The sequence below is a fragment of the Paenibacillus sp. FSL R5-0713 genome (genome assembly GCF_037973325.1).
Classification (GTDB): domain Bacteria; phylum Bacillota; class Bacilli; order Paenibacillales; family Paenibacillaceae; genus Paenibacillus.
Window position 1 is genome coordinate 4,554,906 of sequence record NZ_CP150229.1, and the last position, 17,721, is coordinate 4,572,626.

Genomic DNA, 17,721 nt, shown 5'->3' on the forward strand with positions numbered 1-17,721 from the left:
GATTTTTGCTATAGCTGACACTTTGAACAACCTCTATAAGTAGGGAGAGAGAGGAGCATGAACCATGGAACATATCAAAGAACATCATATGCGTTCCATCTTCAAGTCCGGCCACCACATTACTGTTGAAGGCCCCGTGCAGGCCGAGGAGATTACCCGTCTTGCCTTCCATCCGGATCTGGATGCCTTTCGGCGACCAACGGAGCAGCAGGAAGCTCTGGCCGAGATCGCAGCATTACCTGAAGGGCGAATTATCATTGCACATGAAAATGAAACGATTATCGGTTATGTAACCTTTCACTATGCGGATGATTGTGAACGCTGGTCCGAGGGCAATATGACTGATCTGATAGAGCTTGGGGCAATCGAGGTTGCGGACGACTATCGCTCGCTTGGCATTGGACGTGAGATGTTGCTTACGGCTCTGGAAGATAAATACATGGAGAACTATATTATTTTCACCACAGAATATTATTGGCATTGGGATCTGAAGGGCAGCGGACTGAATGTATGGGATTATCGCAAGATGATGGAGAAGCTGATGCAAACGATCGACATGACTTGGTATGCAACAGACGACCCTGAAATATGTTCACATCCTGCAAACTGTTTGATGGTACGTATCGGAAGTCAGGTGCCGATCACATCGGAAGAACAGTTTGATCGTGTACGCTTCCGCCATCGGTTCATGTATTAATTCGATGATCTGTTCGAAAAAACGATATACATAACAAAAACCGCCTCTCGAAGCTTGATCCATCCTTCATGGAACAGCTAATCGATAAGCGGTTTTTCTTGATGCGCCTTTACATATTTTCTAACATATGCTCCACAATACGATGCGAACGCTGGGAAGATTCCACGGTAAATTCAGCAAAGTTGACATGCGCCGAGCCATCCGCTTTATCTGACATTCCACGCAGGACAACAAATGGTACACGATTCATGTAACAAACCTGAGCGACTGCTGCCCCTTCCATTTCGGCACATGCACCGTCCATTTCGGTATATAACATGTTAACGGTATCTTTATTGGCAATAAACTGGTCTCCTGATAATACTTTACCAATCAAATAATGGGCCCCCAGCGCTTTACATGCCTCTTCAGCCAGTGTAATAAGCGAAGCCTCGGCAGGGAATGCAGATGTCTCCTGGTAAGGAATAACCCCGCGTTTGAACCCCAATGGCGTTACATCCATGTCGTGCTGAACACATACGGATGATATAACCATATCTCCAATATTCAGCTCCGGGTTAACCGCCCCCGCAACACCTGTGAAGATAATGCGATTCACCTGAAAACGATCAATCAAAATCTGTGTCGTAACCGCTGCATTTACTTTACCTACGCCGGATTTGCACACGACAATTTGCTTGCCCAGCCATTCGCCTGCAACGTATGTAATCCCGGTCTGTTTGACCGTCTCAAGCTGTTTCATACCTGCAAGCAAAAGCGCTACTTCCTCATCCATCGCTCCGATAATGCCAATCGTTTCACGCATCTTCTGATACCTCCTGTTTTCACTTTCAACCTCATTCAGCACAAAAGCTCCGTCTCCGGAGCTTTCGCATATCCACTATGTAGAGAGAGAGGTTTCTCTCTTTCCTGTATATAATCCCGATTACACTACATCTGCATGACTTACAGACAGACGAAGAATCGTTTCATGCGGCAAAATAACCCGTGGATTCTCCACATTTTCCTTCTTCATCAGCTTGGTCAGCAAACGCATCGCAACTGCGCCAAGATCGTACATTGGCTGTGCCACTGTCGTCAACTGAGGACGCACCATGGAAGCCATACGGATGTTATCCACACTAATAATGGAGAAGTCATCCGGTACTTTCAGGCCGTCATCCTGAATGCTGTGAATGGCACCAATAGCCATTTCATCTGTTGCAGCAAAGATAGCTGATGGTTTTTTCTTGAGTCCAAGGAAATATTTCATCGCTTCAACACCGGATTCATACCGATAGTTACCGATTCGAACAAGATCCTCCTGGTATTCGATCCCGGCTGCTTCCAGTGCTTTTTTGTATCCTTGGAAACGGGCATAACCATTCGCTGGATCTTGCAGTGTACCACTGATCATCGCAATTTCCTTGTGTCCATGACGAATCAGGGTGTTTACCGCATCAAATGCAGCTGCTTCGTGGTCAATATCCACGGATGGGAATGTACCCTTCTCATCACTCGTTGCACAAAGTACGATTGGCACAGCGGCAGACTGGAACGCCTGAATGTGTTCGTCTGTTACTGTTCCGCCCATGAAGAGCAATCCGTCCACTTGTTTTTCGAGCAACGTGTTAATAACACGAATTTCTTTTTCTTTTTTCTTATCTGCATTACACAAAATAATGTTGTAGTGATACATATTCGCAATATCTTCAATTCCGCGGGCAATCTCCGCGAAGGTTGAGTTCGAAATATCCGGAATAACAACCCCGACCGTGGTTGTCTTCTTGCTTGCCAGACCTCTGGCTACCGCATTCGGACGATATCCCAATCGTTCGATGGCTTCATATACTTTTTTCCGCGTTTGCGGTTTGACATTAGGGTTATTATTAACTACCCGTGATACCGTTGCCATAGACACTCCAGCTTCACGTGCCACATCATAAATGGTTACCGTCACAGTACTTCTCTCCATTACCAGTAAATTTTCATACCATTTTCATTAAGATTTATATTACGACAAATTTTTGCATTAATCAATTAAAATAGGCTTTAGGACTCACTCAAAACATTCGTAAGTGTAGCTCTAGTAATATCTGAATGGGAAGTATGCCATACAGGAATTCCCTTTTTAATCAGGATCGCCTGTGGAGATTCATGCTTAACACCCAGTTTCTCTGCTGCTTCATTCGATACCGGGCGATCTTCCACAACATAGATGATACCGTATTTCACATTTTCATTGGCATTATTATGCAAATAGTCGTTCATCTCCTGATAAGCGTTCGAGCTGATCGGACAGCGCGTACTGTGCTTAAACAGAAGCAAGGGTTGATCCTCGGTAGCCTCTACTGCGGAGTTTAGCTGTTCAATACTTGTCATTTTAGTCATGTCAGCCATTAGATATACATCCCCCTTTACCAGGAATACCGCTATGTTGAGCGTTTTCACTCTTCGATATCTTAACAAAAAGCGCGCGAAAAAGCCAATTTTCATGAAAACAAACATTTTGCACGTCAAAATTAGACAGCATTCGAGAAGTACTCCTGCCACACAAATCCGGATAATTGACTTAACCTGCGCTCCGTGGTCTCTATCCAAACTGTATCTCCAGACTTCGTTGCGTAACCCATGATGTCCAGCAACAGATTGATACGTTCCTCTACCGCTTGCTGCATCCGATATTGCATCTCCCGATCGGTCGCATCCGGCCAGGCCAGCAGTTGCTCATGAAACAGGTCTGCCAATTCATTACGTTCACCAAAAGATACGTCCTGCTTCACGGGCTGTTCACCCAATGTACTAATGCATTCTGTTAAGTCCGGCTTGACCGGAGGAAGCACTTCGTATGATACACAGTCTGTACACGCAAATACGGGTACGTTTCGAATCTCCACTTTTTTGGCGTATACTACGGTTCTTAATTCCAACTCCATTACATGTCCACATCTGCACGACTTGCGCACACCCTCACCTCATTCGTTCTATACTCTATATAAGTACCATTCGACCTATTTCGGCTCAAATCCTGCTGCAAAAGAAAGGTTGCACAAATTACCACTCCCTCCAGATGAAGGTTGTCGAATGCAGGTAATTACTGACTTGTAATCGCTTCCTCCACACTGCATATGCACAACCATGAAGTCCCTTGTAGAATCTGTTACAATTAGAGACGCGACATACCTAATTACAGCAAAAGGAGAGATGAACATGAGATTAACCGGTAAAAAAGTCATCGCTCTGGTCGATGAAGAATTCGAGGATTTGGAATTATGGTACCCTGTGCATCGTGTTCGTGAAGAAGGTGCAGAAGTGCATCTTGCTGGAGAGAAAAAAGGAAAAACCTATATCGGCAAATACGGTGTGCCTGCTGAAGCTGAATATAGTTTCGATGAACTGGACAGTTCAGAGTACGATGGCATTCTTGTACCAGGCGGCTGGGCGCCAGATAAGCTGCGTCGTTATCCCAAAGTTCTGGAACTCGTGAAGGAAATGAATGCAGACCGGAAACCGATTGGACAGATCTGTCATGCAGGATGGGTACTAATCTCTGCCAAAATTCTGGACGGAGTTACGGTAACCTCTACACCAGGCATTCGGGATGACATGGAAAATGCAGGTGCGATCTGGAAAGATGAAGCGGTTGTTGTTGATGGACATATCATCTCGGCACGTCGTCCACCGGACCTTCCACCTTACGGCAAGGCATTCTGTGACGCCCTCGCTGACAAGTAAAAATAACCCCACTGTGCTCTCATACACAGTGGGGTTATTTTATATAACAAGCTTTCCAACAAATAATTATCACAAATGTAAATATATTAACTTAAAGGTATTTATATCCAATTATCCCAATCACGATGCATTCGAACCACTTTGTTCATCCGGGCTTCCTGTGGAGTCATTAAAGACTTGCAATCGCTCCTCAATATCTCCGCTGGTCCGCAGGGCGAAGCACTTTCGAGCTTCTTCTTTGGCGTCCGATGCTGTTGTGTTCAGCACTCGGTGCTTCACACGCAACAGAGATTGCGGAGACATACTCAAGTGGCGAATACCAAGCTCCAGCCAAAGCGGAATGGCACGCTCGTCCCCTGCCATCTCTCCGCATACACTAACATCAATTCCTGCCGTATGCGCCGCATCCGCTGTGGCACGAAGCATCCGCAGAACAGCCGGATGATAAGGATGATACATATGAGCGATCTGCTCATTCATTCGATCTACTGCCAGTACATATTGAACCAGATCGTTCGTTCCTATACTGAAGAAATCCGCCTCCTCCGCCAGCAGATCAGCAATCATCACCGCTGCAGGAACTTCAATCATGATCCCTACCTGAATATGAGGGTCGTATGATAATCCCCGCTCGTCCAGATCGGACATCGCCTCACGAAGAATCTCATTGGCTTGTTGAAGCTCTTCCACCGAAGAGATCATCGGGTACATGATTTTCACATTGCCAGCAGCGCTGGCACGCAGAATGGCTGTAAGCTGTGTTTTGAACAGGTCTTTACGGTCCAGACTAATTCGTATTGCACGGTAACCCAGAAACGGATTGTCTTCTTCCGGCAATTCGAAGTAATCCAGTTGCTTGTCACCACCGATATCCAGAGTACGAATGACAACGGATTGTCCTGCCGTCTTCTCTGCCACAAGGCGGTACACCTCATACTGCTCCTGCTCACCCGGGAATGTAGCCCGATCCATATATAGAAACTCTGTCCGGAACAAGCCTACGCCCTTGGCTCCATGTTTCAAAGCCAGATCCAGTTCCTTCACCGAACTGATATTGGAAGCGAGGTGTAATATAGCCCCGTCTTTGGTTACAGCATCCACCGTAGCAAGCACCTGAAGTTGTTCTTTTTTCTTCAGCTGTTTGCTGCGAAGCATGGTATACCGTTCAATTGTCTTGCGATCCGGGTCGGTAAATACCAAGCCATTATCACCATCCACCACAAGCATATCACCAGTCTCAACCGGCATGCCAAGACTCGCTTCCAGACCGGAAACGAGAGGAATGCCAAGCGCACGAGCCATTATTGCAGAATGTGATGTCTTCCCGCCAATCAAGGTTACAATGCCAAGGACATGACTGGGATTCAGATGTGCTAATTGAGATGGCGATAGTTCTTTGGCAACAAGTACATACGGCTGTGTATCCGAAGGGAGTGTAATCTCCGGTGCACCAAGCAGATGCTTGAGCAGACGATTACCTACATCCTTGATGTCAATGGCCCGCTCCTTCATATACTCGTCTTCCAGCAAGTCAAACATCGTGACAAAATGGTCTATGGCTTCTTTGACTGCCACTTCTGCCGCCTTGTACTGACGCTCGATAATGCCCCGAATTTCGTTCATGAATACTGGATCCTCGAGGATGGCCAGATGTGCATCAAAAATACTGGACTCCTCCGGCCCCACGACTTCCTTGAACTCATTCTTGATATATTCAATCTCATCCTTAGATGTCCGTATGCCCTCATACAGCCGTTCGAACTCTTGGGCGAGATCTACCGAATCCATCTTCTGATCCGGCAGATCCCATTCCCAACTGGGCAGGACAAATGCTTTGCCGATGGCTATGCCTGCAGCTCCGTTGATGCCTTGTATCTTCATTCTACCCCTCCAACGTTCCTGTCATAGAGCACCACGGACATGACGGATGCCTGACCTTTCTTCACTTGCTTAAATGGAGCAAAGCTCCATGATTTTACTCGATCGGGATTCGTAATTACCATTGGGGTTGTCAGTGACGCCGCTTGCTCGCGAAGTACCGCAAGATCAAACTTGATCAACAACTGCCCTGGCTCCACTGTATCGCCCTCCTGAACAAAAGCTTCAAAATGGCCTTTCAACTGAGAGGTATCGATGCCGATATGCAGTAACACCTCAAGCCCCTCTCGGGTGGAAATCCCCAAGGCATGCATGGTCGGATACAAGTGCATAATCGTTCCATACACCGGTGATACCAGCTCTCCGCGTTCTGGAACAAAGGCTACTCCATCCCCAACAAGCTTGGCTGCAAAAATCTGATCCGGCACCTCTTCAATGGGTAACATTTTTCCCTGAACGGGAGCACAGAACAGAACCTGTTGCAGATCTCTTTCCAATAGCTTCGCGATTTCTTCCCGAATCAATTCCGAATAGGTACCGAATACCACCTGTACATTACCGCCACCCAGCTTGATTAATCCAGCGGACCCCATACTCTTCATAGCACCCGTGTCGATCAGGCGGTCATCATGCACGGTCAGGCGAAGACGTGTAATACATGCCTCAACCTGTACAATATTACTCTTCCCACCCAATGCTTCGAGGATTAGAGGTGCCTGATAAGGAATGTTGCCTACCCAATCTTCCAGCATGGAGCCCTCTTCACGTCCTGGTGTTGGAATCTTGAACGTACGAATCGCCCATCGGAACAAGAAGTAATAAACTAGCCCATATAGTATGCCAATCGGAATGAGCTTCCAAGCATTCTCCGATAGATGGAAATTGAGTATGTAATCAATAATACCTGCGGAGTACGAAAATCCATGCCGGATATCGAGCCAGTAACTGATCCACATCGCAACACCGGACATGACTGCATGCACGATGAACAGATAAGGTGCGGCGAACAAAAAAGCAAACTCAATCTGTTCCGATACCCCGGTTAGAAAACAAACGAGTGCCGATGTCAGAAACGTTTTCTTGATTTTCGGTTTCAGATCTTCCCTGGCTTCCTGAATTATAGCAAAGGCTATTGCCGGAATGGCAAACATCATGATGGGAAACAAACCCGCCATAAAGAATCCTGCGGTGGGGTCTCCTGCAAAAAATCGGGGCAAATCCCCTTGTACAATGTTACCATCAGGTGTTTCGAATGTTCCTAACTGGAACCAAAATACATTGTTAAGCAGATGATGAAGTCCAAAAGCGACCAGCACCCTGTATAACACCCCGTAGATGAACAATCCAAAACCGCCGAGACTGTATTCCCATGTGGCAATGGCGTTCAATCCATGCTGTAAAATTGGAGCGAGCCATAACATAAAGCAGGAGAACAATGCCGAACAGAGTCCGACGATGAGCAAAACAAACCTTGAACCTCCGAAAAATTGTAAAATTTCGGGCAGTTTAATGCTTTTAAACCGATTATGCATCCCACCGGCAAGCGCGCCGAGTATGATTCCGATTAAGGAAGCGGGCTGAACGGTGCCGTCACCAAAGTTCCGAGTCACCTGATCATATATCACGATACCAGCCAGAGCAGCAAGTCCCGCTTGTCCGGCCTGGTTGGAGAGTCCCAGTGCTACACCGACAGCGAACAAATACGGCAAAAAATAAAAAATGCCGTGTCCGGCCACGGTAGACACTTCACCGACAACACTTAATCCCCAGGCGTCCCAAGGCAGACTGCCAACACTGAGCAAAATTGCGGCGGCGGGCAGGACCATTGTAGGCAGCATTACCGCTCGTCCGAGCTGCTGCAAGGATCCGAGCCAATTCATGGCGACCTCTCCTTTCTATCCTAGATGGTAAGCTTTGCGCAACGTTTTGTCAAAGCAAAACAGTAACCCATTGGTCATTTTATATAGCAAAAATAGAACAGAAAAAATCCCGTCAACTTCAAAGTTAACGGGATCTATCCTGCAATCATTCAATTGGGTCAGATCAGGATATTAACCGATCCGAGATGAACAGGCCTCTCAGCCACGTCCAGCGCCGCGCAGAACGATGGAATCCTCTACCTTGATACAACGATTCGTTACCGCTGTCATGCCGTTCTCCGCCGCAATCTGAACCGCCTCATCACTATGGATGCCAAGTTGAAGCCACAGGACATTGGCTTTGATGGCAGCAGCGTCACGAGCTACATCTGCACAGAACTCATCGCGACGAAACACATTGACGATGTCTACTGGCTCCGGAATATCCGCAAGCGTAGCATATACCGTCTCTCCAAGAATTTCACCTTGTACCTGTGGGTTAACCGGGATAATGCGATAGCCTCTGCTCTGCATGGCTTCGGCCACCATATAGGAAGTGCGATCTGATTTGTCTGACAAGCCGACGACTGCGATGTTGCCTGCTTTGCGCAAAAGTTGTCCAATTTCTTCACGAGTAGGGTTGTTAAATTCCATGTTCAAGCACCATCCTTTTCTGATTAAAGTGCGTGTTCAAAAGACTGATTCTCAGCTATTTACTCTTTTACCCATTGAACCGAGGCGCCAAGCGCCTGCAAATGATCGAAATATTGCGGATAAGACTTGGCTACATGGTGTGCATCCCGAATACGAAGCGGCTCCTTGGAACGCAGACCGACAACAGTGAGCGCCATAATTACGCGATGATCGAAGTGAGCGTTAATCTCAACGCCGCCTTCAACACCTTCCGGACGTCCGTGTACGATAATCTCAGCTTGACGCTCTTCAACGTTCGCTCCTGCCTTCCGCAGTTCGTTCAAGTAATCAGTGATTCGGTCACATTCCTTGTAACGCAGGTTCTCTACATTATAGAACCGAGAAGTGCCTTCCGCAAACACAGCTGCGGCTACCATAGCCAAAACGGCGTCCGTTGCGGCATCCCCGTCGAATTCAATTGCTTTCAGTCTGCCATTTCCTTGAACGTGTACGACATCGTTCTCATGTGTCAATGGCACTTCCATCATGCGCAGCACGTCAACGATGGCACGTTCGCCCTGTTTGCTCTGCTCCATCAGGCGCAGAATTTTCACATCAGACTGTGTAACCGCTGCTGCTGCAAGAACCGCTGCTGATCCAGGGTAATCCCCTTGTACGGTATAAGTCGTTGGCTGGTATGCCTGTCCACCTGGTACACGGAAGGACATGTAATCATCACTTGCATGGATAACGATGCCTGCTTGCTCCAGCACTTCCAGCGTCTGTCCAATAACGACCTTGGACTTCAGGTCATCCAGCACTTCAATGGTGCTGTCTTCTGCAAGCAAAGGCGTAACAAACAACAATGCGCTCAGATACTGGGAGCTGACGGAGCCGGATACACGAATGTGTCCACCCTTGGCATTGCCACCTTTGATTGTAATCGGTAGGCGTCCTTGTTCGTGCTGTACTTCTACACCCAGTTGACCAAGCGCATCAATCAGGTCATCATGCGGACGTTTACCCAGCGAATCCGGGTACGTATTTACAAATGTAACGTCTGGACAAAGCGCTGTAACTCCCATGAGGAAACGAAGTACAGCACCCGCATTCCCCACATTCAACTCACGCACATCACGGGGATGACTGCCGAAGCCCTTGATTACAATCTTGCTGTCGTCTTCTTCAAGTTCAGCCCCAAGATCACGAATACATCTGCGCATGGCGTCACTGTCTTCACTGTGTGCCGGGAAATGAATGGTACTTGTGCCTTCTGCCAGCGCAGCAGCCAGCAAATAGCGGGTAGTGTAGTTTTTGGAGGACAGAGCCCCGATTTCCCCGTTCAGAGTGGGGGTTGGTTTAACAATAACGTCCATGGATGAAATTCTCCTTCATTGATTATATTGTCGCCAAATTGACATTCCGTGCATCGCTTGGGTATCATTATAGGCGTTAAGTCCATACAGAAAAGAGGACCTGAATATGACACAAATAGCTGAAATTGAAACGTCTGAGCTGCGCCGCCGTTTACAGGCGGGAGAGAAGCTGCAGATGATAGACGTCCGCGAGGACGATGAAGTGGCGCAAGGCATGATCGAAGGAGCCAAGCATATCCCGCTTGGACAGATTCCGGACCGATTGTCTGAGATTGAAAAATCAGGCGAGATCGTAATCATCTGTCGTAGCGGTTACCGCAGTGAGCGTGCCTGTGAATATCTGCAGCAATTGGGATACGAAGGCTGTACAAACATGGTCGGCGGTATGCTTCAGTGGCAACAGGAAGACTAGAGTAATGTGGAGCGGATCGAAGTCATAGGTAACTTTAGACCTCTAACCTACTCTGCTCCTAGAAACGAACGGGCCAATATGGCCCGTTTTGTTATATCTGCCACCATCTATCAACCATCAAACTTCGATGATAACAAGCTTAGACGCGGTAATGCGCTAAAATTAAACGAGTCACTTCAGCAGCGGATAACTCGGTTGTATCCACCGTATAATGTGCGAACCGGTATGCGTCTTTCCGCTCTTCCATTATCGTCTTGATGCGTTCCTCCGCATTTCCTGCAAGAAGCGGACGATTGTCGCAGCCGCTAACACGCTCCACAATCACTGCCGGATCAGCAGTCAGAGCAACAACCCAACCATTTTCCAACATCACGTCACAATTATCCGAACGCAGCACTACGCCACCTCCGGTCGCTATGACCTGTGACTTTTTCTCCAGTACCGAACACAGCATGCGGCTCTCGGCATCACGGAAATATGTCTCTCCCTTGCTGGTGAACAGTTCCGGAATCGCACAGCCTTCTTCTTTTTCCACCGCGGCGTCCACATCAATCAATCGGTAACCAAGCTCGCGTGCGAGCATGTCAGCGACGGTTGATTTGCCGGTTCCCATCATGCCGATGAGAATAATATTGTTAGACTTGCTCAAGGTGTACACTCCTTTAATTCAAGCAATTCGTGAGCACTTTTGTCCTATCATAACACAGCCCTGCGGACTGGGAAAGACCAAAAGAGGCCTGGCGTTAACCGGCAATCACCGGAACGCCAAACCTCTTTTAAGCCTCTTAGCAGGCCAAACCTGCCACTTTAAGACGCTCAACCCAAATCTCATCGATTCGTATAGGTGGTACTACTCCATCCAGTTGTGGTGGAAGCTGCCTTCTTTGTCCACACGTTTGAACGTGTGAGCACCAAAGTAGTCACGTTGTGCTTGCAGCAAGTTTGCTGGCAAACGCTCTGTACGGTAGCTGTCGTAGTAAGACAACGCACTGGAGAAACCAGGTACGGGAACACCTTGTTTTACAGCAGCCGCTACAACTTCACGCCATGCGCCTTGATATGACTCAACGATGTTTTGGAAGTAAGGATCCAAGAGCAAGTTTTTCAGAGCTGCGTCTTTATCATAAGCTTCCTTGATGTTTTGCAGGAACTGCGAACGGATGATACATCCACCGCGGAAGATCATGGCAATGTTGCCGTATTTCAGATCCCAGCCATACTCATCGGAAGCTGCACGCATTTGTGCAAATCCTTGTGCATAGGATACGATTTTACTTGCAAACAATGCTTTACGAACGTTCTCGATGAACGCTTTTTTGTCGCCAGAGAATGCTTCAGTTGCTGGTCCACTCAGGATTTTGCTAGCTGCTACACGCTCGTCCTTCATGGCAGACAGGAAACGGGAGAATACGGATTCTGTAATCATGGACAATGGAACGCCGAGATCCAGCGCACTTTGGCTTGTCCATTTACCAGTTCCTTTTTGTCCTGCCGCGTCCAGAATAACGTCAACCATTGGTTTGCCTGTTTCTGGATCATATTTGGAGAAGATATCTGCTGTGATTTCGATAAGATAACTATCCAGCTCTCCTTGATTCCATTCCGTAAAGATCGCATGAAGCTCTTCAACGGAAACGTTCAATACGGATTTGAGCAAGTGGTACGCTTCACCGATCAACTGCATATCTCCGTACTCAATACCGTTATGCACCATTTTCACATAGTGTCCGGCACCATCAGGTCCAATATATGTACAACATGGATCGTCACCGACATGGGCTGAGATCGCCGTCAGGATCGGTTCAACCAGTTTATAGGCACTTTCCTGTCCACCAGGCATGATGGAAGGGCCTTTCAGTGCGCCTTCTTCACCACCGGATACACCTGTACCGATGAAGCGAATGCCTTTGTCTTCCAACTCTTTGCTGCGACGTTGCGTGTCAGGGAAGTATGCGTTCCCTCCATCGATGATGATATCACCCTCATCCAGGTGAGGAAGCAGTTGTTCAATGGTAGCGTCGGTCGCTTTGCCGGCTTGTACCATGATCAAAATTTTGCGCGGGGATTCCAGGGATGCTACGAACTCTTCAATGGAGAATGAACCTGTCAGGTTTTTACCTTCAGCTTCTTTCAGAAGATCATTGGTTTTCTCGGGGGAACGGTTATATACCGATACTGAGAAACCTTTGCTTTCAATGTTAAGGGCCAAATTTTTGCCCATGACAGCCAGGCCAATCACGCCAATTTGTTGTTTTGTCATCTGGTCCTCCATCCTTTGCTCCAATTAATTTTATTGAAATAAATTCTCAACAATACTCCCATTTTAACGGTTTTATGTATAGAAGTGAACCCCGTGACACAGCTACGCAACGAGAAAACACCCCAATCTGCTGAGGTGTTCATCGTATTTTCATAAATACAGTGGGGATCACTCTGTCTCATACCAAAGTAATCCAATATTGTACATCTGATGGTATAATCATACCCATTGAACCTGGACTCAAGAAGGAGGATTATAACACATGGCGTGGGAACAGCTTTCAAAGCAAGAACAATTTTCAATGGATATTCGCAGAACCTTTTTGCTGGGGTCTTATATCAATGAATGGGGTATGCCAGAGCTCAGAACCGTTCTTTCGAAGCCGAACCGAGGCATTTATATCGAAATTTATTATTTCCCTCCCACCGCGCATGCAGACATCGCCAGATTCGCAACAGTCGGATTGTCTCAGGCATGTCGTCCATCAGGAGAGAAGGTCGCATCGGAATGGATGCTCGCGCTGCAATCCAATCTCGGTGGTGAGTGTGTGGAGCGTGTGAACTCCTATATGGCCGATCTAATCTCCCATCACATCGAAAATGTACCGGATTCAACGGTTCCGCGTGTGATGACACCGAGCGAATTAGCACCCTCCCGTTGGACCGTAACTGCCTTTCTCCTCGATGAATTGCGAGGCGAAAGCGAATCCCTTGAACAGATATACGTTGGCCATGAAACGATTCCGTTACTATGGGCCATCCCCATCACCTCATATGAAGCCAATCTCTTGTTATCCGTAGGATTGGATGAATTCGATGCCTTCATTGAAAGCTCGGAACACTCTATCATTGACCCTTGTCGTCCCTAATGCCCTCTACATACAAATAAAACCCTGGCTTGCGCCAGGGTTTGGATATGAGTTGATGTTTTTTTCGAGAACAGTTTTCATTCACCTTACAGCGTTAACCGTTCCTCAACCTTCCAACATTAATAGATGTCCGGACAGTTGTTTTAAGACTTCACGGCAAGCATTTGCTTTGTCTACATTATCCGTCTGTATGGCAGTGTGGAGACGCTCCAATTCATCGTCCACTTCCATGCGCAACAACATGAGCCTTTCCTCGCCCTCGCGCGAGAGGAACATTTCTTCCATCTCTTCCGCCGTCGGCGCAGGTTCTTTTTGAAAGATTACACGTTGCTTGAACCCAGAAACCTCCACGAGGCGAATCACTTCACCGAATAAAATGTTCTCCACCGTCATCTGCTGATCCTTAAACCGCTTCACAACTGCATGCCCGCGTGTATCTCCAATCAGCTTCTCCAGCCATTCTGCAAGCTTTGCGTCCTTAATGATGTAATCCCCAGTCATCTTATAGTTCCCCGTGCGTGTCTGTTGAAAGCGGAGCTTTACCAGCTTGCGGCCGGTCCGGACTGACAGTATAAAAAAGGATTCGTCCTCGCTCCAATATAGTGAATATCCCTCACGAATAAGGTCTCTGATCAAATTTTGGATATGCCGACGGTTGAACCGCAGCTCCAGATTGCAATATTCAACTTCATAACTCTTATTCACGGCACTCCCTCCATCTGTACCGGATCTGCTCCGGCCCTCGTCTTCAATCGCTTCTACTCAATCGGCTTACCCTATTTTATACTTCATTTTATGTAAGGGTACTTGGTTATTTGACTATTTTTCACCGAAAGGACGGCAGCACTACAGCTTTCCGCAAGCGCACAGGGGCAAGCCCCCGATTTTCATGTTATAACAGACATCAAAAAGGGAGCTCCACAACCATGAAGGTTGACGGAACTCCCTTTTTTCTATTTTATTTGGCTGGAGCGGTGCGAAACGGATTGCGGGATAGTACAAAATGTACTACGGCAAGTCCTGCCATGACGACGGCACTGCCAATGAATGGTGCCGGATGGCTAACGTGGTCCCACAACAATCCGGAAACAATAGGACCTACAACCATACCCGATCCCTGCAAAGTGAGGAAGAATCCCCAGATCGCTCCCCGCTCCCCTTTGGGAATCAGTGTGGCTACAAACGCATTCCAGGCGGGCAGAATCATGGCATAACTGACGCCCACCAACATAACAACACCAAAGACTACCGGAATGGATGTTATGGAGGAAAATGCGAACAGACTTGCTGACGCCATCAAAAAACCAACGTTCAGGAACGGTTTCGTACCAAACCTGTCTACCATTTTACCTACAGGCAGTAACGCAATAACAGTTATTCCACCCCCCGCAATCAACAACAAACTATACAGGTTGGGTGAGATATGCAGGTCTGTGCGTGTATATAGCGTAATTACTGGACTGAGCAGCCCAATGACAAACGACTGCATAAACAAGGCAGGATACACTAACGGATTAACATTAAGCGTGCTGCGAACCCGCTGCAGTGTGCCCTTCACACTCTTTTGCAGTCGGATGAACGGCGTGAGCAAGTTTGGTTTGGCTGGATATTTCACATCTCGATTCTTCGCCGCTTGCTCGGCATGCTCCTCTCCTTCGACAATGACACGTCCAGGAAGAATCATGGCCACCAGAATAACGAGAATGGCACAACCCATCAACACAAGAAATATGGTGCGATAATCATGGTGCGTACGCTCCAGCAACCAGTTCATGCCAATTGGTCCAAGGCCTGTACCGCCCAGAGCGGCCATCTCCAGCGCTCCCATTGCTGTACCATTCTTGTTCTGTGGGCCTGACATCGCAGTCACCCCTGTCATGGCGCAAGGCCAGAGCGGTGACGTACCAATGCCAAGAATCAGACAGGCCATAGCCAGTCCAAAGGCACTTTTGAGAAAAAGGATCATAATAACAGCGATTAAGGTACAGATTAGTGCTGTGACCATCGTTGCGCGGAATCCGATCCGTTCTGCTGCCCAGCCGGAAGGCGCCCGGAACAGATTATCTCCCAGATATTGAAGAGCAAATGCCACACCAATGACGCCTGCGGACAGACCCAGAATATTATCCATATACACGGGCAAAACGGCTACCAACAGCGCTCCTTTGATAATTTCAACTAGAAAAAGTGTCAGCCACATCGCGATAAAAAATGGAGACCGCAAAATTTTGGCTGGTTTTGTATCAGTTTGCATTCTTTTTCCCCTTTCGGCGTTCATTTACCTATTCCCTATCCTTAGTGTAACCGTGGGGAATGTGCCCAAATCTCGGCAATTTAAAAAATTGTCGATTATACCTGTTGCATTCGGGTCTTAATTTGCTATACTCATCTTTGTTTACCAATTTTATTAGGAAGGGTTGTGACAGCAATAATGAATCACCACCGTACGCCGCTGTTTACCGCTTTAAAAAATCATGCGGCACTCAATCCGGTACAGTTTCATATTCCGGGCCATAAAAAAGGATTGGGAGCGGATACCGAATTCCGTGAATTTATTGGCGATAATGCCTTCTCCATAGATTTGATTAACATCGCACCGCTGGATGACCTGCATCAGCCAACCGGTGTCATTCAGGAAGCACAGATTTTGGCAGCAGATGCCTTCGGAGCCGATTATACCTATTTTAGTGTACAAGGCACAAGCAGTGCCATTATGACCATGATTCTATCTGTATGCTCACCGGGTGACAAAATTATTGTGCCCCGTAATGTGCATAAATCGGTTCTGTCCGCCATTATTTTCTCAGGCGCCAAACCCGTATTTGTTTCTCCTTCACAAGATGCCAATCTGGGTATTGACCATGGAGTGACCACACAGTCTATCCGCCGTGCACTTGAGCGTCATCCGGATGCCAAGGCATTGCTTGTCATTAACCCGACCTATTACGGCGTAGTTACAGACCTAAAAGAAATTGTTGAACTGGCACACAGCTACCAAGTCCCTGTACTTGTTGATGAAGCACATGGCGTACTCATTCATTTCCATGAGGATCTGCCGTTGTCTGCGATGGCAGCAGGTGCCGATATGGCTGCAACCAGTGTTCACAAGCTTGGTGGCTCCATGACACAGAGTTCCGTACTCAACCTGAACACGAAGAATGGATTCGTGAATCCACAGCGTGTACAGACGATCCTGAGTCTGCTCACCTCAACATCAACTTCATACATTTTGCTTGCTTCGCTCGACACATCCAGACGTAACCTGGCACTCCACGGTCATGAGATTGCACAGAAGGCGATTGAACTAGCTGAGTTTGCCAGACGTTCGATTAACGATATGGATGGACTGTATTGCTTCGGTAAAGAGCTGCTGGGTACGGAAGCGACCTTCAATTACGATCCAACCAAAGTTACGGTCCATGTTCGCCATCTAGGTATTACAGGGTATGAGACCGAGAACTGGCTGCGTGAGCATTACAACATCGAGGTCGAACTTAGTGATATGTACAATATTCTGTGTCTCATCACGCCAGGAGATACGGACGACAGCGTGGATATCTTGCTGAACGCTCTGCAGGATCTCTCCCGTACCTATTATCAAGTGAACCCGGCTCATGAACTGGTGGTCAAAGTTCCGGATATTCCACAGTTGATGTTGACGCCACGTGATGCATTCTACGGTGATACCGAAGTGATTCCGTTTAAAGAATCCGCAGGACGTATTATCTCAGAATTCATCTATGTCTATCCTCCAGGAATTCCGATCCTGTTACCGGGTGAAGTTATCACCCAAGAGAACATCGACTACATCATCGACCATGTCGAAGTTGGATTGCCTGTCAAAGGACCCGAAGATCGCAGCGTAACCAACGTTAAAGTGATCGTGGAAGCCGATGCCATTTTCTAAAACACCCCTAGCGCTGAGCAGGGATAAACTTGAAGGGCCAAGCCTTACGCTTGGTCTTTTTTTTATTTTGTCGGACAATTCATTTTATCGGACAAGTGAGTTTGCATTTTCCCGTCT

At 47.5% G+C, this 17,721-nt stretch carries 17 protein-coding genes; 5 read left to right on the forward strand and 12 right to left on the reverse strand.

Features of this window, described 5'->3' with window-relative positions:
* Positions 1 to 64: 64 nt before the first annotated feature.
* Positions 65 to 697, forward strand: a complete 633-nt coding sequence (locus MKZ12_RS20260; RefSeq protein WP_339256341.1) for a GNAT family N-acetyltransferase — start codon at positions 65 to 67, stop codon at positions 695 to 697.
* A 109-nt stretch (positions 698 to 806) separates the two neighbouring features.
* Here the strand turns inward: MKZ12_RS20260 and MKZ12_RS20265 are convergent, their stop codons facing one another.
* The 4 genes from MKZ12_RS20265 to MKZ12_RS20280 form a co-directional block, all read right to left on the reverse strand.
* Positions 807 to 1,502: a 5'-methylthioadenosine/adenosylhomocysteine nucleosidase gene (locus tag MKZ12_RS20265; protein WP_339235730.1), complete on the reverse strand. Its 696-nt coding sequence runs from the start codon at positions 1,500 to 1,502 to the stop codon at positions 807 to 809.
* A gap of 120 nt (positions 1,503 to 1,622) precedes the next feature.
* A complete protein-coding gene (gene ccpA, locus MKZ12_RS20270) occupies positions 1,623 to 2,636 on the reverse strand; it encodes a catabolite control protein A (RefSeq protein WP_036614690.1) in 1,014 nt (337 codons plus the stop codon).
* Between the two features lie 92 nt (positions 2,637 to 2,728).
* Complete coding sequence (ytxJ, locus tag MKZ12_RS20275) at positions 2,729 to 3,076, reverse strand: bacillithiol system redox-active protein YtxJ (RefSeq protein WP_339235732.1); 348 nt, start codon at positions 3,074 to 3,076, stop codon at positions 2,729 to 2,731.
* Positions 3,077 to 3,198: 122 nt separating this feature from the next.
* Positions 3,199 to 3,612, reverse strand: a complete 414-nt coding sequence (locus MKZ12_RS20280; protein ID WP_339235734.1) for a hypothetical protein — start codon at positions 3,610 to 3,612, stop codon at positions 3,199 to 3,201.
* A gap of 274 nt (positions 3,613 to 3,886) precedes the next feature.
* Between MKZ12_RS20280 and MKZ12_RS20285 the strand changes: the two genes are divergently transcribed.
* A complete protein-coding gene (locus MKZ12_RS20285; protein WP_339235737.1) occupies positions 3,887 to 4,411 on the forward strand; it encodes a type 1 glutamine amidotransferase domain-containing protein in 525 nt (174 codons plus the stop codon).
* A 120-nt stretch (positions 4,412 to 4,531) separates the two neighbouring features.
* Here the strand turns inward: MKZ12_RS20285 and ptsP are convergent, their stop codons facing one another.
* The 4 genes from ptsP to aroA form a co-directional block, all read right to left on the reverse strand.
* Positions 4,532 to 6,292, reverse strand: a complete 1,761-nt coding sequence (gene ptsP / locus MKZ12_RS20290) for a phosphoenolpyruvate--protein phosphotransferase (RefSeq protein ID WP_339235739.1) — start codon at positions 6,290 to 6,292, stop codon at positions 4,532 to 4,534.
* Positions 6,289 to 8,169 (reverse strand): glucose PTS transporter subunit IIA, encoded by a 1,881-nt coding sequence (locus MKZ12_RS20295; protein WP_339256344.1) that lies wholly within the window; start codon positions 8,167 to 8,169, stop codon positions 6,289 to 6,291. Before MKZ12_RS20295 ends, ptsP begins: the two co-directional genes overlap by 4 nt.
* Positions 8,170 to 8,367: 198 nt before the next feature.
* Entirely contained in the window at positions 8,368 to 8,802 is a 435-nt protein-coding gene (locus tag MKZ12_RS20300) for a CoA-binding protein (protein ID WP_091014241.1), read from the reverse strand.
* 59 nt (positions 8,803 to 8,861) lie between these two features.
* Positions 8,862 to 10,157 carry a 3-phosphoshikimate 1-carboxyvinyltransferase gene (gene aroA, locus MKZ12_RS20305; protein WP_339235745.1) on the reverse strand — a complete coding sequence of 432 codons (1,296 nt, stop codon included), beginning with the start codon at positions 10,155 to 10,157 and terminating at the stop codon, positions 8,862 to 8,864.
* A 106-nt stretch (positions 10,158 to 10,263) separates the two neighbouring features.
* On the opposite strand from aroA, the gene MKZ12_RS20310 reads away from it, so the two are divergent.
* Positions 10,264 to 10,569, forward strand: a complete 306-nt coding sequence (locus MKZ12_RS20310; protein WP_017687407.1) for a rhodanese-like domain-containing protein — start codon at positions 10,264 to 10,266, stop codon at positions 10,567 to 10,569.
* 139 nt (positions 10,570 to 10,708) lie between these two features.
* On the opposite strand, the gene MKZ12_RS20315 is transcribed toward MKZ12_RS20310, so the two are convergent.
* Entirely contained in the window at positions 10,709 to 11,218 is a 510-nt protein-coding gene (locus tag MKZ12_RS20315) for a shikimate kinase (protein ID WP_339235747.1), read from the reverse strand.
* A gap of 201 nt (positions 11,219 to 11,419) precedes the next feature.
* Positions 11,420 to 12,829 carry an NADP-dependent phosphogluconate dehydrogenase gene (gndA, locus tag MKZ12_RS20320; protein WP_339256345.1) on the reverse strand — a complete coding sequence of 470 codons (1,410 nt, stop codon included), beginning with the start codon at positions 12,827 to 12,829 and terminating at the stop codon, positions 11,420 to 11,422.
* Positions 12,830 to 13,091: 262 nt separating this feature from the next.
* On the opposite strand from gndA, the gene MKZ12_RS20325 reads away from it, so the two are divergent.
* Positions 13,092 to 13,697 (forward strand): suppressor of fused domain protein, encoded by a 606-nt coding sequence (locus MKZ12_RS20325; RefSeq protein ID WP_339256347.1) that lies wholly within the window; start codon positions 13,092 to 13,094, stop codon positions 13,695 to 13,697.
* 105 nt (positions 13,698 to 13,802) lie between these two features.
* On the opposite strand, the gene MKZ12_RS20330 is transcribed toward MKZ12_RS20325, so the two are convergent.
* A complete protein-coding gene (locus tag MKZ12_RS20330) occupies positions 13,803 to 14,402 on the reverse strand; it encodes a hypothetical protein (RefSeq protein WP_339235755.1) in 600 nt (199 codons plus the stop codon).
* Positions 14,403 to 14,655: 253 nt separating this feature from the next.
* Positions 14,656 to 15,951, reverse strand: a complete 1,296-nt coding sequence (locus MKZ12_RS20335) for an MFS transporter (RefSeq protein ID WP_339235758.1) — start codon at positions 15,949 to 15,951, stop codon at positions 14,656 to 14,658.
* Between the two features lie 177 nt (positions 15,952 to 16,128).
* On the opposite strand from MKZ12_RS20335, the gene MKZ12_RS20340 reads away from it, so the two are divergent.
* Positions 16,129 to 17,604, forward strand: a complete 1,476-nt coding sequence (locus MKZ12_RS20340) for an aminotransferase class I/II-fold pyridoxal phosphate-dependent enzyme (RefSeq protein WP_339261476.1) — start codon at positions 16,129 to 16,131, stop codon at positions 17,602 to 17,604.
* Positions 17,605 to 17,721 lie beyond the last annotated feature (117 nt).